The organism is Mesotoga sp. UBA5825, from assembly GCF_002432955.1.
Taxonomy (GTDB): Bacteria; Thermotogota; Thermotogae; order Petrotogales; family Kosmotogaceae; genus Mesotoga.
In genome coordinates this window covers 1-17,344 of record NZ_DJHG01000012.1, presented here as the reverse complement: position 1 = coordinate 17,344, position 17,344 = coordinate 1, and the positions used below count along the sequence as shown (strand labels likewise).

General features: G+C 47.0%; 15 protein-coding genes and 1 pseudogene. 5 read left to right on the top strand and 11 right to left on the bottom strand.

Annotated elements, in window-relative coordinates:
- Positions 1–335: GNAT family N-acetyltransferase (locus B3N33_RS00910; RefSeq protein WP_292591849.1), on the bottom strand; the 335-nt coding region annotated here is incomplete at its 3' end.
- A 423-nt stretch (positions 336–758) separates the two neighbouring features.
- On the opposite strand from B3N33_RS00910, the gene B3N33_RS00905 reads away from it, so the two are divergent.
- The 3 genes from B3N33_RS00905 (at position 759) to B3N33_RS00895 (ending at position 2,767) form a co-directional block, all read left to right on the top strand.
- On the top strand, positions 759–980 hold the full coding sequence (locus tag B3N33_RS00905) for a hypothetical protein (RefSeq protein WP_292591848.1): 222 nt from the start codon (positions 759–761) through the stop codon (positions 978–980).
- A 798-nt stretch (positions 981–1,778) separates the two neighbouring features.
- Complete coding sequence (locus tag B3N33_RS00900) at positions 1,779–2,165, top strand: hypothetical protein (protein WP_214060591.1); 387 nt, start codon at positions 1,779–1,781, stop codon at positions 2,163–2,165.
- Positions 2,166–2,185: 20 nt separating this feature from the next.
- Complete coding sequence (locus tag B3N33_RS00895; protein WP_292591847.1) at positions 2,186–2,767, top strand: hypothetical protein; 582 nt, start codon at positions 2,186–2,188, stop codon at positions 2,765–2,767.
- Between the two features lie 410 nt (positions 2,768–3,177).
- Here the strand turns inward: B3N33_RS00895 and B3N33_RS00890 are convergent, their stop codons facing one another.
- Genes B3N33_RS00890 through B3N33_RS00855 form a run of 8 tightly spaced genes read right to left on the bottom strand, consistent with a single transcriptional unit; the run spans position 3,178 to position 11,718 of the window.
- Positions 3,178–4,212 (bottom strand): Gfo/Idh/MocA family protein, encoded by a 1,035-nt coding sequence (locus tag B3N33_RS00890; protein WP_292591845.1) that lies wholly within the window; start codon positions 4,210–4,212, stop codon positions 3,178–3,180.
- Positions 4,213–4,251: 39 nt separating this feature from the next.
- Positions 4,252–5,673 (bottom strand): DUF4127 family protein, encoded by a 1,422-nt coding sequence (locus tag B3N33_RS00885; protein WP_292591843.1) that lies wholly within the window; start codon positions 5,671–5,673, stop codon positions 4,252–4,254.
- Entirely contained in the window at positions 5,670–6,998 is a 1,329-nt protein-coding gene (locus B3N33_RS00880; protein ID WP_292591841.1) for an FAD-dependent oxidoreductase, read from the bottom strand. The genes B3N33_RS00885 and B3N33_RS00880 overlap by 4 nt, the downstream gene beginning before the upstream one ends.
- A gap of 16 nt (positions 6,999–7,014) precedes the next feature.
- On the bottom strand, positions 7,015–7,869 hold the full coding sequence (locus tag B3N33_RS00875; protein ID WP_292591839.1) for a carbohydrate ABC transporter permease: 855 nt from the start codon (positions 7,867–7,869) through the stop codon (positions 7,015–7,017).
- Positions 7,866–8,753, bottom strand: coding sequence for a carbohydrate ABC transporter permease (locus B3N33_RS00870; protein ID WP_102818890.1), 888 nt, complete (start codon positions 8,751–8,753; stop codon positions 7,866–7,868). The genes B3N33_RS00875 and B3N33_RS00870 overlap by 4 nt, the downstream gene beginning before the upstream one ends.
- A 59-nt stretch (positions 8,754–8,812) precedes the next feature.
- The gene (locus B3N33_RS00865; protein WP_292591837.1) at positions 8,813–10,045 is read right to left on the bottom strand and encodes an ABC transporter substrate-binding protein; all 1,233 of its coding nucleotides are present in this window, start codon (positions 10,043–10,045) and stop codon (positions 8,813–8,815) included.
- Between the two features lie 15 nt (positions 10,046–10,060).
- Entirely contained in the window at positions 10,061–10,738 is a 678-nt protein-coding gene (locus B3N33_RS00860; protein WP_292591835.1) for a hypothetical protein, read from the bottom strand.
- Complete coding sequence (locus B3N33_RS00855; RefSeq protein ID WP_292589780.1) at positions 10,738–11,718, bottom strand: LacI family DNA-binding transcriptional regulator; 981 nt, start codon at positions 11,716–11,718, stop codon at positions 10,738–10,740. Before B3N33_RS00855 ends, B3N33_RS00860 begins: the two co-directional genes overlap by 1 nt.
- 873 nt (positions 11,719–12,591) lie before the next feature.
- Here B3N33_RS00855 and B3N33_RS00850 point away from each other — a divergent pair.
- On the top strand, positions 12,592–13,008 hold the full coding sequence (locus B3N33_RS00850; RefSeq protein ID WP_214078428.1) for a hypothetical protein: 417 nt from the start codon (positions 12,592–12,594) through the stop codon (positions 13,006–13,008).
- A 744-nt stretch (positions 13,009–13,752) separates the two neighbouring features.
- The gene (locus B3N33_RS00845) at positions 13,753–15,864 is read left to right on the top strand and encodes a tetratricopeptide repeat protein (protein ID WP_292591833.1); all 2,112 of its coding nucleotides are present in this window, start codon (positions 13,753–13,755) and stop codon (positions 15,862–15,864) included.
- Positions 15,865–16,043: 179 nt separating this feature from the next.
- On the opposite strand, the gene B3N33_RS00840 is transcribed toward B3N33_RS00845, so the two are convergent.
- Together B3N33_RS00840 and B3N33_RS00835 are read right to left on the bottom strand one after the other, a co-directional pair.
- On the bottom strand, positions 16,044–17,012 hold the full coding sequence (locus tag B3N33_RS00840; RefSeq protein WP_292589725.1) for an ABC transporter ATP-binding protein: 969 nt from the start codon (positions 17,010–17,012) through the stop codon (positions 16,044–16,046).
- Positions 17,009–17,131 (bottom strand): annotated as a pseudogene (locus tag B3N33_RS00835) (ABC transporter ATP-binding protein); the annotation flags it as partial. The pseudogene B3N33_RS00835 and the gene B3N33_RS00840, both read right to left, overlap by 4 nt.
- Positions 17,132–17,344: the final 213 nt, after the last annotated feature.

The window sequence follows — 17,344 nt, the reverse complement described above, 5'->3', positions numbered from 1 at the left end:
TCGAGCATGACAAAAGTGACCCCGTTCTCAATAGCCTCCTGCATGTCTTTAAGGAGGATCGCCTTTGTAATACCTTTGTTGCGATATTCGGGCAGTGTAGCCACCGCCTCGACGTACCTGCATTCAAAAGGTTTGGTGCGGATCTTCGCTAGATACTTGTAGCTTATGTATGCAGCCACTAGCTTTTCCTCATCGAATGCACCCCAAACATATTCCCAGAGGGAGGGATCTGAGAAGAAGAATTCGCTCTCTTCCGGTTCAAAGTATTCGAACGACATCAGGAAGATCTCTACGATTCTGTCTTTATAAGAGCTGTCGATTCTTCTTATCTCCATCAAGCACCTCTTTTCCCAACAATGATACCAGATCATCATTCTATGCTCTCACGGGTATTTGCCATACTGTTAGCTTCCCCGCTTGAGAATCAGAACCGAGAGGTTATCTTATCTTTGTAGACCATTTACTTGGAATACATTTGATGGTATCTGGAAAATGAGGAACCTCTTACAGAATCCTTGAGTATACTGATTAAATCCCGATAGCATCTTCGCTTACTGAGCTTTCCGAACTAGAGGACGAGATTTTCAGTTCATACTAGTGCGAGGGTATTCAAAAGACACACAGTTTGTAGGTTATTAGGATATAATAAATATATGAGTGAATTGTTAAGGAAGCTGTTAGTGTCTTGACCAACAAAACATTCATGCAAAGACAATACAGCTCGACAATTGCCTGATGGCAATGTTGGAGGGGATCTTATGGGTGTAGTTAAGATTATTGGAATTGTGCTTGTTGTAGCCGGCGTCCTGGGTTTGGTGTATGGAGCGTTCACATACACTAAAGATAGTCACACTGTCGATCTTGGCGTAGCAGAGATTGAGGTGAAGGAGAAAGAAACTGTACAGATTCCGATTTGGGCAGGTGTTATCTCAATAGCAGTTGGCTGTGTACTTCTGTTCTTGCCGCTTAAGAAAGGCTAGTCAGCTTTATCTGACGGCTGACGAAAACCCTCGAAATCGGTCTCCATATCCTACCACCACTCTATCAAATACTTATAGTCATCTCTTAAGCTGATTTTCTTGTGGTGCATTACGGATGTGCGCAGAGATCCAAGGACCGGGCAGATGTGTCGAAAGTGGAAATCTAGAGGATTTCAAGCGTGTCTTGCCAGTTCAAGACTTCGGACTTTCGTCCAACAATATCCGAAGACGGTTCTAGACAAATCGTCTTTGCTTTAGACCACAATGTCTCGAAAGAGTTATCCTAAGTCTTGAAGAACCGGCAGTCAAGTAATAGCAACATGCTAATTAGACTTTCAATCTCTAGTTCTTGCCACTGACACTAACCAACGTACAGCGATGTTAGGTAATCAAAAAAAGGACTTCTGTGGCCAGGATCTTTGAAAATAAGATCCTGGCCAACTCTTTGAAAGGCCCTTTTAGGCTGTATAGACGGCGAACGGTTTTTCCTTATCTAAGGTTCCTCAAAAGTAGTACTGAAGAGAAGGATCGGATGAGAAGAACTCGCTCCCTTCGGGTTCGAGGTATTAGTAATGAAATCAGGATAACTCGACTATCCTATCTTTGTAGGATATGTCGATTCTCCCTAGTCTGCCAAGAACCTACAGCGAGATCCCACAAAAATGATGGCAGATTTCACTACTCTCCCCGTTTAGCAAGTGGAAGCGAGGGTCACTTCTTTGCCGAAAATGCAAGTCTCTTTCGCTAGATGTGGGACGTAAAAATGATCGAATAGGGCATTTCCGGGGGGCGATCAAGGTGGTGCAAGAGACACGTGATTGGCTTTTAGAAGAGGAGAATCCTTCTGTAAGGTATTTGACGTTGACTTCTCTTCTGGGTCATGCAGAAGATTCGAGCGAAGTCAGAAGAACGAGAGATGAAATAATGAAGCGTGGGGTGGTGCCTGCTTTGCTCGACCTCCAGAACGATGACGGCTCGTGGGGAAAACCAGAGAGATTCTACACAGATAAGTATCGCGGCACAGTATGGAATCTTATCGTTCTGGCAGAGATGAGGGCAGATCCAGAAGATCCTGGGGTAAAGAAAGCCTGTGAATTCATATTGAGCAATTCGCAAGAGACAGAGCTAGGAGGGTTTCGTATTCTCGAAGCGCCAAGAGACTGTCAGGTCTCCCGGGAGGTGTAATCCCCTGCCTTACGGGCAACATGGTTTTTTCGCTCATAAGGCTCGGCTACCTTGAGGATGAAAGATTTCAGAAGGCAATCGGCTGGATATACGCCTTTCAGCGGACGGATGACGGAGTAGATAAACCACCCGAAGGAGAGGTCTACATGAGATACGAATCCTGTTGGGGACGCCACTCATGCCACATGGGCGTAGCTCAGGCCTTGAAGGCTGTAGCTGCGATTCCGGAGGAGAAACGGAACGGGAAGATAGACGAGAAGATAGCTGAGCTCGCAGAGTACTTCCTGAAACACCGTTTCTACATGAAGAGTCATGATCCGGAGAAAGTCGCAAAGCCGGGCTGGTTAAGACTTGGTTTTCCCATGATGTACCAGACGGATGTTCTGGAATTGCTTGAGATATTCGCCGAGCTTAGAATCAAAGATCCCAAGCTTCAGGATGCAATCGAAATCGTTTCACTCAAGAGAAACAAAGAAGGACTCTGGAAGATGCAAAACTCCTTGAACGACGGGATGCTTGTTCCCATCGAGGAAAATGGAAAGCCTTCGAAATGGCTTACACTAAAGGCACTTAAGATCCTCAAGTTTTATGCCGAGCTATAGAGGTTTTGTGCCTTTGGCGCGGTGCTCAGAGCAATCGTAATAACTCTGCTTACAGTGGAGGGCTTTTCAATTTGCCTCTCTTGAACCGAGATCTGCACAAAGCGCGTCGGTCGTAAAAATCAATCAAATGGAACGATTATACAAGTGATTCATACAGATCGAAGTTCTCCCTCAAAACATTTCGAGATTTTTCCGAAAGAAGTTGACGCTAGAACCCTATGAAAGCCTTACATAATAACAGTTACAAGCCCTTCAGACATCTCTTTTAAGTGTAGAGACACATAGTCACCCTTATCTGAAATGATCTCCGCAACTCCCCGCAGCAAAAGAGTAGGAGAATTCACCTGTTTGCAAAGTGCGGTACTCTGGGATTCTCTTCACCAAATAACAGATGCTAGAACGCCTCTTCCTCAGTCTGTGGCAAAGTACTCCACCTTCACCGGAAGACGCTTCTCGGCAGACTCGAGGATCGAAAGAACGACAAGCGAGGTGTTGATGGCGTCATCGAGATTTATGAGGAACTCATCCCCAGTCGCCAGACAGTCGATGAAATGGCGGATACTCTCATATGCAAATCCCTTTGCCTTGCCATGAACGAAATGATTTACAAGCACATCGGGATGTTTGCACTCTTTCTGAGTGAAGCTCTCGATCATCTGGTTGTTGCTGAGGTCAAGATTAACCATGCCCTTGCTGCCCGTGAAGTTGAACTTGATGTCGTTTACGCACGGATTCGTGTTGGGCGTTATCCAGCTGTTCTCCATTGTTGCTATCCCGCCGTTCTTGAAGGTTAGGATAGTCTGATAAATGTCGGTTGTATCATGCCCCAGATTTTTCAGAACACCGGAAGAACTGACAGAGTAAACAGAATCTACCTCATCGCCGAAGAACCATCTCAAAGTATCTACCGAATGACTGCCCAAAAACCATAGAATAGACGATTTGCTTGACCAGGGCAGCATGTCTGTCGCAACCCAGAGAACGTCATTCAATCTGAAATAGGCGCTTACCGGGTCTCCGAGTTCCCCATCATCAAGCATCTGTTTGGCGACTGCAAAGGGAGGACTCCATCTATTGTGAAGATCGGTCATTACCCGTATGTTGTTGGCCTTTACCGCCTTTGATATCATGATCAGGTCCTCTCTAGTTGTTGCAATCGGCTTCTCTACGAGGATATCCTTTCCGGCATTTGCGCAATCGACAACTATCTCACCATGAGCGAAATCCGGTGTGACTACCGATACTGCATCAAAGCCAAGCCTATCTAGCATAAGGCGATGATCTTCAAATATATTTGGAATTTCAAACTCTTCGGCAAATCTCTTTGCTCTTTCTCTGTCATGATCACAGATGCCAACTAGCTCAACTTCTGGATGCTCTTTATACAGGAATGCGTGCGTTCTTCCCCATACACCTGCGCCTACAATAGCTACTCTTTTCTTCACTAAGAGCCCCCCTTTTTTCTCGTTGAGAAGAGATTTGCTTCAGTTAATCTTGACTTCTATTTCACATTCAAATGTCCTGCCCCATGGAAGACTGAACTTCTCAATCGAGATCCGATTCTTTGAAGAGGAGAAATCATAGATGTCCAGTTTTCTCCCACGAATGAATCTCTCAAGGAACTCTTCTGCTTTCGGTACGAAAACATCGTCTCTGAAGCTTTCAAAGAGCCCTTTGGACTTGCTAACCTTGTATACGTCGCCACCGGATTCATCGACTATCTTCTCCAGAGCCTTTCTTAGAACGCCCTGGTAAAGATGGTCGTCAAGAAGCCGTGAAATGTAAAACTCGGCGAGAGCCTTCTTTTTCACTTCACAGGAACCGGAAGTCAAAGCCAGAGAAAGAAGAGTCCCCAGGCTGTTTGAAGCCGTATTCCAGGCAGAGTATCCCCAGACGTTCTTCAGCCCCAGCCCCAGATAAGCTTCAACAAAGGAAGGATTGGACCCGTTTGGATAGAAAACGTCCAGTATGAAGACCCTCTGCTTCCTCTTGCTCAGGTTCTTCAGAGCCTCAATCGAATCGGTTGTAGATGTCCCGGCGATCAGAATGCCGGTTGTAGAATCTAAAGACTGCCTCATCCCTAGAAGCTTCATATGGGACTCTACGTTCTTGCCGAATTCCCGGTCCTCGAAATCCATTACCTTGTCCCTTGTTGCTGGAGAGTCATAGATGATATCGACAGGATATTCCCGATCTCGTCTGTAACAAATCATCTCCTGAAGTACTTCATCGGCGCCGTTATGTATGAAGACTCTATCTTCGATGTCAAAGTCTTTTGCGATTCCTTCAAGTATGTCTAGTTCTCTCTCCTGAGGGCCATGCTGGAAGGTATCTTCCTGGGCAAGCACAAGAAGATCTGCACAGCCGTCTTTGACGAGCCTGAGGCATTCCTTGTTCACCCGGTGATTTCTCAAACGGAGTTCACGATATCTGCTGATAAATCCTCTGGGTAGTTCATCTTCTACGGTCTCAGCCTCCTCCACCTTTCCATGGCCCGAGAGCCACAGATACTTGTTAAGCATAGTCCACAGTTCTTTCGAGCCAGCCGATGAAACTGAGACCGACGCTCTCCTGACAATTGAGGAAAGGAAAATCTCGGCATTGGGGAATCTTCTCCTCAGCTCTCTCACCGACCTCAGCCTTTCGAGAGCTGTCTCCGCGCTTATTTCCTCCTCCCTTGAGGCTATGAGACCGCCGTAAGATAGCATATCGACAGAGATTATGAATCTGTCTGCCTCCCTTGAAAGCATCCATCCAATCAATTCCTCGCATTCTCCCGGCTTCATATATCTTCCCAGCAAACTCTTTTTCGGGAGCTCGATCTCAATACCATTAAGATCTGCAATCATGGAAACCAGCTGGTAGTTTGGGGGTCTTTCATCCATTGGAACAACTACTGTCTTCAAAGAATTCCTCCCATCTCGACGATCTCTCTCTGTATCAGGTCAATGTTCACATCTCTGACAAGCTTTCTATGTTTCACGGCAAGTGCCGCAGAAATCCCTGCCGCCATGCCGGTTGCAGTTGCCAGCGGGCTGGTCCTTACTGCGGAGAAGGCCGTATGATCGGCACTTATTGCTCTTCCGGCAAGGATAACGTTCGCCAGACCCTTTGGTATGAGAGAACTCATGGGAATATGGTACTCGCCCGGGTAAGGAATTGAGATCGTCTTCAGTTGTGCCGAACCGGGCAGATGAATATCAATCGGATACGACCCTACTGCAATGGCGTCATCAAATGTTTTTCTATCAATCAAGTCACTAGTTCTCAAAACGTAATCTCCCACTATGTGGGTGGTCTCTCTCACCCCTATGTGACAGCCGGTCTGAATTAGAAATGAGTCTTCAAATCCGGGAATCTCTTTCTTGAGGAAGTCCATGAATCGCCAGACATCGGTGCTCCCGTTGGTCTGGGCTTCAGTTAGTTCTTTGCTTTTGTTGGCGTAACCGGCGTATCTGGTTGTGTTCATGAATATCTGCCCGGGATGGTAGGGGACTTCGAAAAACAAGAGCCTGTCCCTTTTGAAGTAGATTGCGTAGTCGTCAAGCCTTTTCATGAAGCTGAAGAACCCGGCAATTCCCAGATAGCTCAGGTCGGTATGCTCACTTATGACGAAATCATCTCTGTTCCTTGTAACATAAGACACTATCTCTTCTCTATCAACGCCCCCGATTCTCATCACCAAAGTCATCGGCTGGCAGCTGGAAGGGCTTCCGTCTCCGATGTTGTAATAGGCTCCGGCGCGTATGGAAAAGTTTCCCTCGCCCGTTGAATCGATGAAAACCTTTGCATTCACTCTGTTCTGCTCGCCTGTGCTGACAGTTGTTATAGAGGTGATTGAGTCTCCCTCTCTCGAAACATGCAGGACAAGTGAGTTGAACAGAAAGTCCACGCCTTCCTCTTTGAGCATCTCAATCAGCAATGATTTCATCTTTTCGGGATCGAAAGGGGTGATTGACTTTACAAATCCGATGGGGTCATCTATGTGTCCGTAACTCCCACGCATTGAAACGAGCCTGTCAATGATCTCCTGTCCGATCCCGCCTATCACCTGTCTCTCAGATGAGTGAAATGTCATCATCGGGTTTACGAGGGCAGTAGTAAGAACTCCGCCAAATGACATATCCTTCTCCAGAAGAAGCACTCTTGCTCCTGTCCTGGAGGCAGCAATAGCCGCCGATACGCCAGCCACGCCGCCGCCAACAACTACAACATCATAAACTAAATCCATTTCTTCACTTCCCAGTCTATTTGATTCCAGAACTCAAAGCGGTATCTGTGAAGTACCTTTGAAACACGAGAAATATAAAAATAACGGGCAAAATGGAAACTGTCGTGGCCGCCATAAGTGGTCCCCAGTCGGCTGTGTACCTATTCTTGAACACTTCCAATCCCAGCTGCAGAGTCCTCATAGACCTGTCGCTTGTTACTACGAGGGGCCAGAGGAAATCATCCCAGGCCTGGGTGAATGTGAAGATCGCAAGGGCCGACATCGCGGGCTTTCCAAGCGGAAGAAAGATCCTCCTGAAGATTTTCAGTTCTGAGGCCCCATCGATCCTTGCAGCCTCCGAAAGTTCTTTAGGAAACTGCATATAGAACTGCCTCATTATGAAAACTCCGAAGACAGTCATTATGTGAGGGATTACAAGACCGGCATATGTATTGAGAAGTCCGGTGCCTCCCCTTCCCAGAATATCGTTTCCGCCCACGAGCGGAAATGACTTCACCATAAGGAAAGTCGGAACCAAAGTCACCTGAACAGGTATCATCATAGTACTCAGTAGAAGGATGAACAAAACATTCTTCATAGGGAAATCAAGTCTGGCAAAAGCATAGCCTGCGAGCGAGCAAAACACGAGGTTGAAGGCCATCGAAACAAGTGAGACGATTACGCTGTTCATGAAATAGTTGCTGAAGCCTCTTGAGGTGAGCGCCGACTGATAGTGTTCCAGAGTAATTGTCTTCGGTAGGAATGTAGGCGGCCAGGTAAATAACTCTGCGTTTGGCTTTAGAGAGGAGATTGCCATCCAGAAGAAGGGCGACCCGAAAATGACTGCCGCGATCGAAAGAAGTAATATGGTCCTCACCTTGTTCTTCCTCATTCGAAGGCCTCCTTCTGTCTACGTGATCGGAAACTTACGACGGACAGAGTCATGATTATTATCCCAAGAACGAACGACATTGCACTTGCATAGCCCATGTCCATGTAGTCGAAAGCTGCTCTGTAAATAAGAAGTCCGACCGTCGTTGTAGATTGCAGCGGACCCCCTCCTGTCATGACATACATCTCCGTGAAGGACTGAAGAGTGCTGATCATACCGACAATCAATACATAGATATGAACCGGTCTTAGTAGAGGGAGGGTGATCCCGAAAAACCTCCGAATAGACGAGGCACCATCTATCGCTGCCGCTTCATACAGATTCTTAGATATCCCCTGAAGACCGGCCAGATAGATGAGCATGTTCCATCCTGCTCCCCTCCATATTCTCATAGCTACAATGGAGTGAAGAGCTGTGTTTGGATTCCTGAGAAAGTTCACAGGGGGTATATTGAAAAGCGAAAGGAGGAAATTCAATATACCGATTTGAGGATCATAGAGCCAGATCCAGATCATACTTGCCGCAACCATAGGAGTAATGACTGGAAGATAGTAGATCGCCCTGAAAATCCCGATTCCTTTTAACCCGCTGTTGACAAGCAAGGCAAGCAGCAGAGAGATCAGCATGTTTAGAGGCAGGACTTCAATTGAGAACTGAAAAGTCACCAGAACCGCTCTCCAAAACTCTGAGTCACCGAATATTCGGGCGTAATTCGCAAGCCCAATGAACCTGGCCTCTCCGAAACCCGAGAATTTAGTTAGACTCAGAAAGAAAGAGACAAAGATGGGGACTATTTTGAAGATTATGTTGTAAATAAGCACCGGCGCAATGAATATCAAAGCCGTTACTGCTATTCGCCTCTTGAGATTGCCCGCACCGCTCACGCTTCACCTCTTAGAAATAGATGAGCCGGCCCATCCTTAGGAAGAGCCGGCTTCGGTAATTACTTCAGTTTTCTGATTTCTTCGGCCGCTCCGTCTAACGCGTTTTTCGGAGTCATGACGCCCATAATTGCACGTTCGAGATACTTTGAGATAATATCTCTTGCCTGAACCCAGAACGGAACATTCGGATTTCCATAGGCATACTTCGAGCCTTCCACGAACTTCATCAGATTTGGATCATTCGCAATGTACTCGGCCACGACGCCGGACTGTCTTGGCGGCAGACTCCCAAGAGCCGTGTTTATAGCAATAAGCGCATCCTTCGACGTCATGAAGGAAAGGGCCTTTGTTGTTGCTTCCAGGTCCTTTGTGCTGCTGGAGACCATGAAACCCGCGAATGAGTAGAAAGCGGCTCTCCCATATCTTGCAGGTGGGAAGGCTAGACGAATCTTGGAGTAAACGTCCGGGCTGTATTCCTTGATGGCCGCGAGAGATTCGTTGTTCATGAAACACATTGCCGCTGTGCCAGCCGCAATCGGCTCAAGGTTTCCGATCGGGGTAAGACCGTATTCGGAAGCGACCTTGGCCTCTCGTATCAGGCCTACGTAATACTCTAGAGCCTCCACTCCCGACTGGGAATTGAAAGTCGGATTGAAGTCGTTGTCGAAGAGAGCGCCGTTGTTTGCAATGAGGAAGCCTGTCCATACTTGCTGAAGATCAATCGCCGATACAGGAATGTCCAGGCCGGCCCTCACTAGCCTACCCGATTCATAGACTGTCAGCGCCTCGGCATAGGCCCTCAGCTGTTCCCAGGTTACCGGCGGTTCATCGGGGTCGAGACCGCTCTCAATGAAGAAGTCTTCCCTGTAGGCGAGAAGTCTGCCCGAACCGAACACTGGAACCATGAAGTTCTTGCCTCTGTAAAGGCCAACACCCAGCGTACCTCCGAAGTCTTCAGGGTCCTCTAGCTTGTCGATGAGACTGTCGATGTCCATTATCACGCCCGTTTCAGCAAATCCCGCGATCGCAGCCTGGCCGTGCATGAATATATCTGGTCCTATTCCGCCGGCAAAGGCAGTTGTAAGTTTTGTGGAAAGCTCTCCCCAAGGTATATACTCAACCGCGAGCTCAATGTCGGGATTAGCTTTCTCGAAGGCAGGAACCAGGTGATCATCTACGGCCTCCATCAAAGCTTCTGTAGTACCTGCAAACCAAATCGTAACCTTCGTCTTGCCAATTGCCGTGAAGCCTAGAGCAAGACAGATGATAAGAATCAAAATCCATTTCTTCATTACCACACCTCCCTGTTAGTCTCTGGTAATCTTGCTGAACTCCCTGACAATCCGTGAAAAACTCCCGATTTCAATTCCCGTTACGATAGGGCCGATAATCAGCCCCTTGAAGCCGAGATCTAGAATTCTATCTGCTTCGTCCACGGTAATCCTCTTCTGGGTTGGAATAAAGGAAGGCAGTCCTGAAAGCTCAAGCACTTCCAAATAATCGAGAAGGTCTTCCAGCGAAAGATCTTTCCCGTAGTCCTTGGGATCGATGATCGAGATCTCTAGGGCATCTGCCCCAGCTTTCTTTAAGTATGAAGCCATCGACTTGGAATATGTATGATTAAGAGCCAGCATCTTGCAGAGATCGTTCTTCATAACATATAGAGGGGCGTAGTCGACGTAGACGTCAAAGAAAGACAGGCCGAATTTGCTCATTTCCCCTAGTTCCTCTTCTGACGCCATTGTTTCCGCTCCGGGAACGATTCCCATACAGCAGCCAAGAGCAGAATGGATGTTCTTTGCGGTCTCTCTGACGTCGGTCCATGTGACATGAACCTTTCCAGTCACCCTATGCTTCACATTTATGTGAAGCTTAACTGCGTCCGCACCGTTCTCAACTGCAGCCCTCGCGTATTCCAGACTGTTCTCGGGAAGACTGACTACCAAGAGTCTGCCTTTAGAATCCATTAGCTCTCTGAAATGCATTACTTCTCCCCCCTTAGAGTTTCACCTTCCATCAAGAACGGTTCCACAAACACAACTCCCTTTGATTCAGCATTTCCCTCCATCAACTCCTGAAGCATTGTTACTGCGATTCTTCCAAGAAGATATGGGTTTAGTGCGACGGTAGTTATTTTTGGAGAGGTCATTTTGCAGAAATCTAGCCCACCAAATCCAATAACCCCTATCTCTGAAGGGATGGAAACCTTCCTGTCCTGTAGAGCCTCGATCACACCTTTCGCAAGCCAATCGGTCGTGCAGAAGATCACTTCTCTGTTTCCAGGTGTTCTGAGATGTCTCTCGATGGCCATTCTTCCATCTCTCTCTTCGAAGGAGTTGCATTCGATAATCTTTACCCGCTCAGTTGGGAAACTGTTTTCACTAAGACACTTGAAGAAACCTTCCAGTCTATCAGCAAATGTCGAGACGTTTCTCGGCCCTGTAATGACGGTAACTGTAGAGTAGTTATACTTGATAATTTCATTGGCGGCGAGATAACCGCCTCTGACATTATCATTGTTTACAGACGCTAGGTTTTCCAGGCCCGAGTATTTGCCGATCAAGACGACCGGAATCTTCATTGCCGACAGGAAAGTCTTCAGATCGTCAGGCATTGGGATGCCTCCCACGATCAACCCTTCGACAAGATCGAGAGGGATCAGCGATTCATCGAAGCTCTTCTTGCTTCTGATCGACTGAACCAGGCAGTGAATATCCGATGACCCGGCCCCTCTCAGTATCCCCCGCTGAACTCCTGAGAAGAATTCATCGCTTTCGATTGATTTATGAGGGTTGGAAACGAAGAACATCACAACCTTACTGCCGCGGCCACTGGATATCTCGCCCGGGTATCCAAGCTTCTTCGCGACTCTCAAGACCTTCTTTTTGGTGGCTTCGCTTATGCGGCTGTCATTATTGAGTACTCTGGACACGGTTGAAATCGCCACGCCTGTGATTTCCGATATCTCTCTCAGAGTTGGCAGAAAAAGACCTCCTAACTCGTCAATTCAATGCAAATCGTGCAAATCTGAATTCTTCATGTGATTCTAGCAATTAAGAGTCGGCGAAACTAATGCCATGAGGATTGATCTACAAACTCTTCAAACGTATATCCACAATCACCAGCGATTAGAGCTATTATTCTCATTGATCTGAAAGAAGGGTATTGTCCTGGGTAATGCAAACTGTGCAAAAGAGTAAGCGATCCGTTCTGCTAAATGACCCGTCATAGGTAACTCGGCTACTTGTCCCAAATTCCAGTTCTTTCGACTTTCTTCCCAACAGAGATCTCTAGAAGCAAAGTTGCTTCAGTAGACTCGCGAAAGTCATTTCTTGAGAAGGATCTCTATCTAAAACAGTTCATCCGCTAAGTTATTCTGTTCTCATCGTCACTTTCTGTCCTAGATCCGACTGACTGAACAGGCAATGGTCAAACAGAATCGATTCAAGGTTGCGTATTTGTAAATCAGCTGCAATTCTATCGTGATATTGATGATGTAGTTGAGTATTGTCTCGATAAACTCCGTGGAAGTCTGTCCTGTTTGAAAAGTCCGGTTAGAAGAACGTATACGTTCTAGTAATGCTGCGCTTATTCCAAGTGAAGTATCTGATGTCCAGGAAACGTGCTTAGAAAGGCGCTTCGCAGGTGAAAGCGTGCTTGCTTGATGGTGGCTCAGAGAAGGGGGGAAGATAGAGGCAGAGGGAGTGAGCAAGAGTCGAATCTGAAGTGGTAGGAATGGAGAGGCAATCGTCCTTTGTAATAGAGAAAGGCCGTTGGCAGAGGTAAACTGGAATACTGTCATCTCGACCTGCTGCCTGGCGCTTGAAGGAGGGAGAAAGTGATATTGGGGATCTTTCTGAAGGACAGGGAAGCCAGTTTAGAAGGTGATCGTTTTGAGGTAAAGATCGACAAAATGGAAGCGATTTATGCGGTAGCCGCTCTGGGTTCTGAAAAGCCCAGAGTTTCTTTTGAGGACTATATTACCACTGCAGATATACTTCTCAAGAGGGATGAGGAAAACATGATAATCCTGGAGTTCGAAGAGTTCGTGCCTCCGGGAAGAATAAGAGAGTTGCGGCTGATTTCAGATGAACTGACAGTATCAGTAACTCTAGAAGAGAAAGAAACCGAAGAGATCGCCGAAGGGTTCAGAGACCATCAGCCTCCCGAAGACTTTCTCTCGTACCTGAAGAGAAACATGAAGAAGAGCGAAAACCCTCTCATGATGGCCAACTTGGAGCAGGTCTCCAGTTGAGGTTGCAGTTGTTTCTTGCAAGTCGAGAGCCTTATTTACGGTTGCTCAGGTGGAGAATGCGATTTTCCAACCCTTCCATGGTTACCAACCAATAATTGCCGGCAGAACAGGTAGAAATTGACCTCAAAACCCGGCACGATCGGGTGGACCGATTGTGTTCGTTACGATGCGGTATTTGAAGAAAGAGGCTAGAGGTGCGAATTGATGGTTTCGAAGGTCGAGATCTGTCACTCTGCATATCTTCACTTCTATCCTCTTTCGTCTGATCTTTGAAACACATCTTCCAGCTCTTCGTTTTCCTTCCTCAAGGAAGGATTTTAGAGCAATCGTGCCCATTCGTTCAGAAACGCTTTTGGGCAAAAGTAAGGTGGCCAAAGGAGATATGAGTGAACCCCTCTCTCACGGGAACGGCATTTCCTCTTAAGTGAGTACGCAGAAGAGATCCGATGAATAGTTGAGTTTCTGAGTTTTTTCAGCGAAAGTCCCTTCTGAACTGAACTCTTGAAAAGGGAGATGGATAGACCCAAATTCCTTATAATTGAAAAAACAGGTGCTTAATGTGACTAGCCAAAAATCACAAATATGAGGCTTGACGATTTTTGCTAAGGACAACCGCTCCAGTTATAGTGGGTATATTGATTCGAAGGATAGGGAGAGGCAGTTTTCTTGAGTTCAGAGTGAATTGTGAAATCTAAGAGAATATGGGGAGCCTCTGACGATACTTGATCAAGGAGGGCAACTATCTTGAATACCTATCAGAAGAGTAGAATTGTCTATCTTAGAGATCTTATGGAGATGGGTACAGATTACTCCGGGCCGGATTTTGATCGCGAGAAGCTTCTTTATGAGGCTTCTTCCGACACCATCGAGGAACTCGCGAAGCTACTGTGCGAAGTGTTCGATCTCGAGTATGAAACGGTTATAGAGAGCGAATTGTTTTTGCTTTATTATTGGAGTGTTTTCGTCTGGGACGAAAGCATTCCCTTCGAAACAAGATTTGCTGTGGCGAAGGAGATCGTCAAAATCGGCGACAAGCTCCGACGTGAGAATCTGAATAGCGCTTCCAACAGAAATTCTGCGGGTTCAGATGATGAAGAGTCAGTCTATGAAGCAATGGGGGTAAATGAATTCAGAGGACCTGAAATGGCCCGATGGTATTATCTCGCAGGTCTCAGCGCGCTTTCGTGCTTCCTTCAGCATGCCGGAACAATTGATTCGGATATTGAAGATTCTGAGGAGAAAGAACTTGAGTATCAAGCAGTGAGGCTGGCGAAATACTGTCCAAGGTTCTACTTGCAGTACGTTAATCCTTATTCCGATGTCGTGTTCGGGCTTATTGAGCCTATGGTGGCACACTATGCCCTTGGTCTGAAGAAAAATGTTGAAGTGTCACTGCTGCAGTATATTTTCGAAGATACTCATGCCGGATTGATGGCAGGATATGGTACGTCTGTACTTGCCCTTATCTGTCTTCTGGTAAATAAGGATCAGCAAATAAGGAGGAAGGCCGCCACTGTCGCGGAAAATCTGCTTGAGTGGAGTGAAGACCAGGTCAGCCCTCTGTATATCATTGTGAAGAATTCGATTGTTGATGATTCTCTTCCATTGATTCTTGGTGAAATTGTACGCAATACAGATTTCTCTCATTCAGGAAGACCGATCATGAAATTTATTAGAACGCTTCTGAAAAACAAGGAAAAGAAAGAAGCGACAGATATAGTGTGTGGAGTGTGCTCTGTTCTCCTCGATGAGGAATCCCTCGAAAAGTCGGAATCACTCGAGGAGCTGGTTTCATTTGTCACAGAGCTTAAAACCGATTCAAATACTCGATTGGCAGCAGCTCTTGTGGCAGAGAAGGCAGGCTATTCATCGAAAGCAAAGCTTCTTTATGAAATGCTTTCGAAGGCTGACCGTAAGCGTTTTGATCGGTTCGTTTCTGATTCGAAAGTTCCACCGGTACTCTCGAAAGATCTCTCGTTGAGCACGAAAATGGCCCGTCTTCTAGAACGAGCCTATCATTCAACAAAGTATCTCCACAAGATCATTTTTGAGGAGAGAAAGAATCTTATTCCCGGCCTAACCGTTTTGCGTTCTGGGGATTCCCCCACAATCGAGTACAACCTCCCACCAGGAAATTACAGATTGATGAGGCTTGCCTCGATACCGGATAGTTCTGAAAGAGTTGTTCGGATGGAAAACGCACTTGCGAGAGACCCATACGAGTTTCGGCTCTACTCAATGCTGGCTAATGGGTACACTGAGATAGGCTTAGACAATAAATGTCAATACATTCTGGAAGCCGGTTATTCGAAATTGGAAACTCTATTAGGGGAAATCGAATCGGAGTCTTACTCACTCGAGTATGATCGTGCGAACAATAAGCCTCTGCTGGATCTAATCGTTGACTATGCGGATTTTCTTCGAATAAGGGTCGGTGATCAGACTCGGGCAATAGAAACCTATGAAATGCTTCTCGATATAGACCGGGAAGATGATGTGCATGCAAAGCACGGGCTTCTCAACAGCTTATTCAGGCAGAAAAACTTCATGAAAGCCGAGAAGTTGCTGGAACGCTACCTGGAAGAGGAAGATGTAGATTTTCTTATGGGGCGCGCCTTCATCAGTGCAATAAGAAACAGAAAACAAGATGCCAACATATATCTGCTTCGCGCGTTGAGAACGAATCCTCTGATTGTAGAAATGCTCTTCAGAGATATGGGATCTGTGAAGTTCGAAGAACTGAAGGAGGAGGATGACGAAAGAGAAGCTGCAATGTATGCGCTCGACTATCGTCAGGTCTGGGAATCCAGCCCCAAGGCGTACAACTGGCTCAAGACCCGCAGGATATCCGACTGAACGATACGCTGGCTCGGTTTTCTTGGCCGGTAAGAGCCTTTACTGGCTAGTCTTTGCTTTTACTAGAGGGCACGGTCAAAAATTTCTATCGTTTGCTGCTCGGACTCAGGGAATGCATTTCTGCGTTTGTCTCATCAATGTTAAAAATGGAGTCACCGAGAAAAGAAAGAATTCCGGGACTAGAGAAGGCACCTCGCATAGTGGTCCTCGCCGATCTTCTTCATAGGGGGTATCTCGAGAGAGCAACTTTCTCCGGCGAATGGGCAACGCGGATGGAAACGGCAGCCACTAGGTGGATCGATTAGGGAGGGAATATCTCCTCCCGTTATGAGAGGCTTTCGCTTTAGACCAGTTTCTGGGGCTGGCGCCGCCGATTTAAGCAGCTTTGTGTAAGGGTGGAAAGAGCTGTTAATTATCTCTTCTGCCGGACCGATCTCCATGATCATGCCAGCATACATAACTATTATTCTGTCGCTCATATAACGGGCGCCGGCCAGATCGTGGGTTATGTATATGAAGGATACTCCATGTCGCTCTTTGAGGTTTAGCATCATGTTCATTATGCTCATCCTGTTTGAAACGTCGAGCATTGAAGTGGGTTCGTCGGCCAGAATGAGGTCGGGTTCGATCGAGAAGGCTCTGGCGATATTCACCCTCTGTCTCTGACCTCCAGAAAGCTCATGGGGAAACTTCCGTGTAAACTGTTCGGGTGGCTCAAGGCCTACCTGAATTAGTATGTTATAGACCTTTTCCGCTACTGATCTTTTGTCCTTTGCAATCTTGTGAATTATGAAGGGTCGTTCCATAATCCCGCCAACCGTTCTTGTCGGATTCAAGGCTCCGAAAGGGTCCTGAAATATCATCTGGACCCTCTTGTGGTGTTTCAGCTCTTCTTTTCGAGACATGTTGCCGCTCAACTCTCTTCCTTCAAACGCTACTCTGCCTGAAGTCTGCTTGTAGATCCTGCTTATTACGTTTGCAGTTGTAGTTTTTCCGCTGCCGGACTCTCCAACTATCGCAAGCACTTCTCCTCTTCGCAGAGGAAAAGACACGTCGTCCATTGCATGAACAACCTTTCCACGCATTCTGAAAGAGTTCAGGGGGAAGTGTTTGTTGACCGCTTCAAGAACCAGAATGTTATCGTTCACAGGGCCTCGGCTCCTTTGTGAAGAAAACACGCGACGCTGTGGCGATCGGCGATCTCCTCCAGCGAGGGGCAGGACTCTCTGCAAATAGGCATTGCCTGCGGACAACGGGGGTGAAATCTGCAACCGTCAGGCCTTGCGTCCCTTCACAATCTTCGCCGGAATTCCGATTCGGAGGACGGTGGACTGGGGACGGTTGACCTGAGAAGGCCTCCTGCCGAAGGCAGCATTGCGACCTGGGATGTTTTTCCCAGCCTTGCGTCCGCCGATGCTTTCGGGCGCCTTGCGTCTTATTCCGTTCTTTCCGACCCGCACATTGCTACCCCCAACCCCGG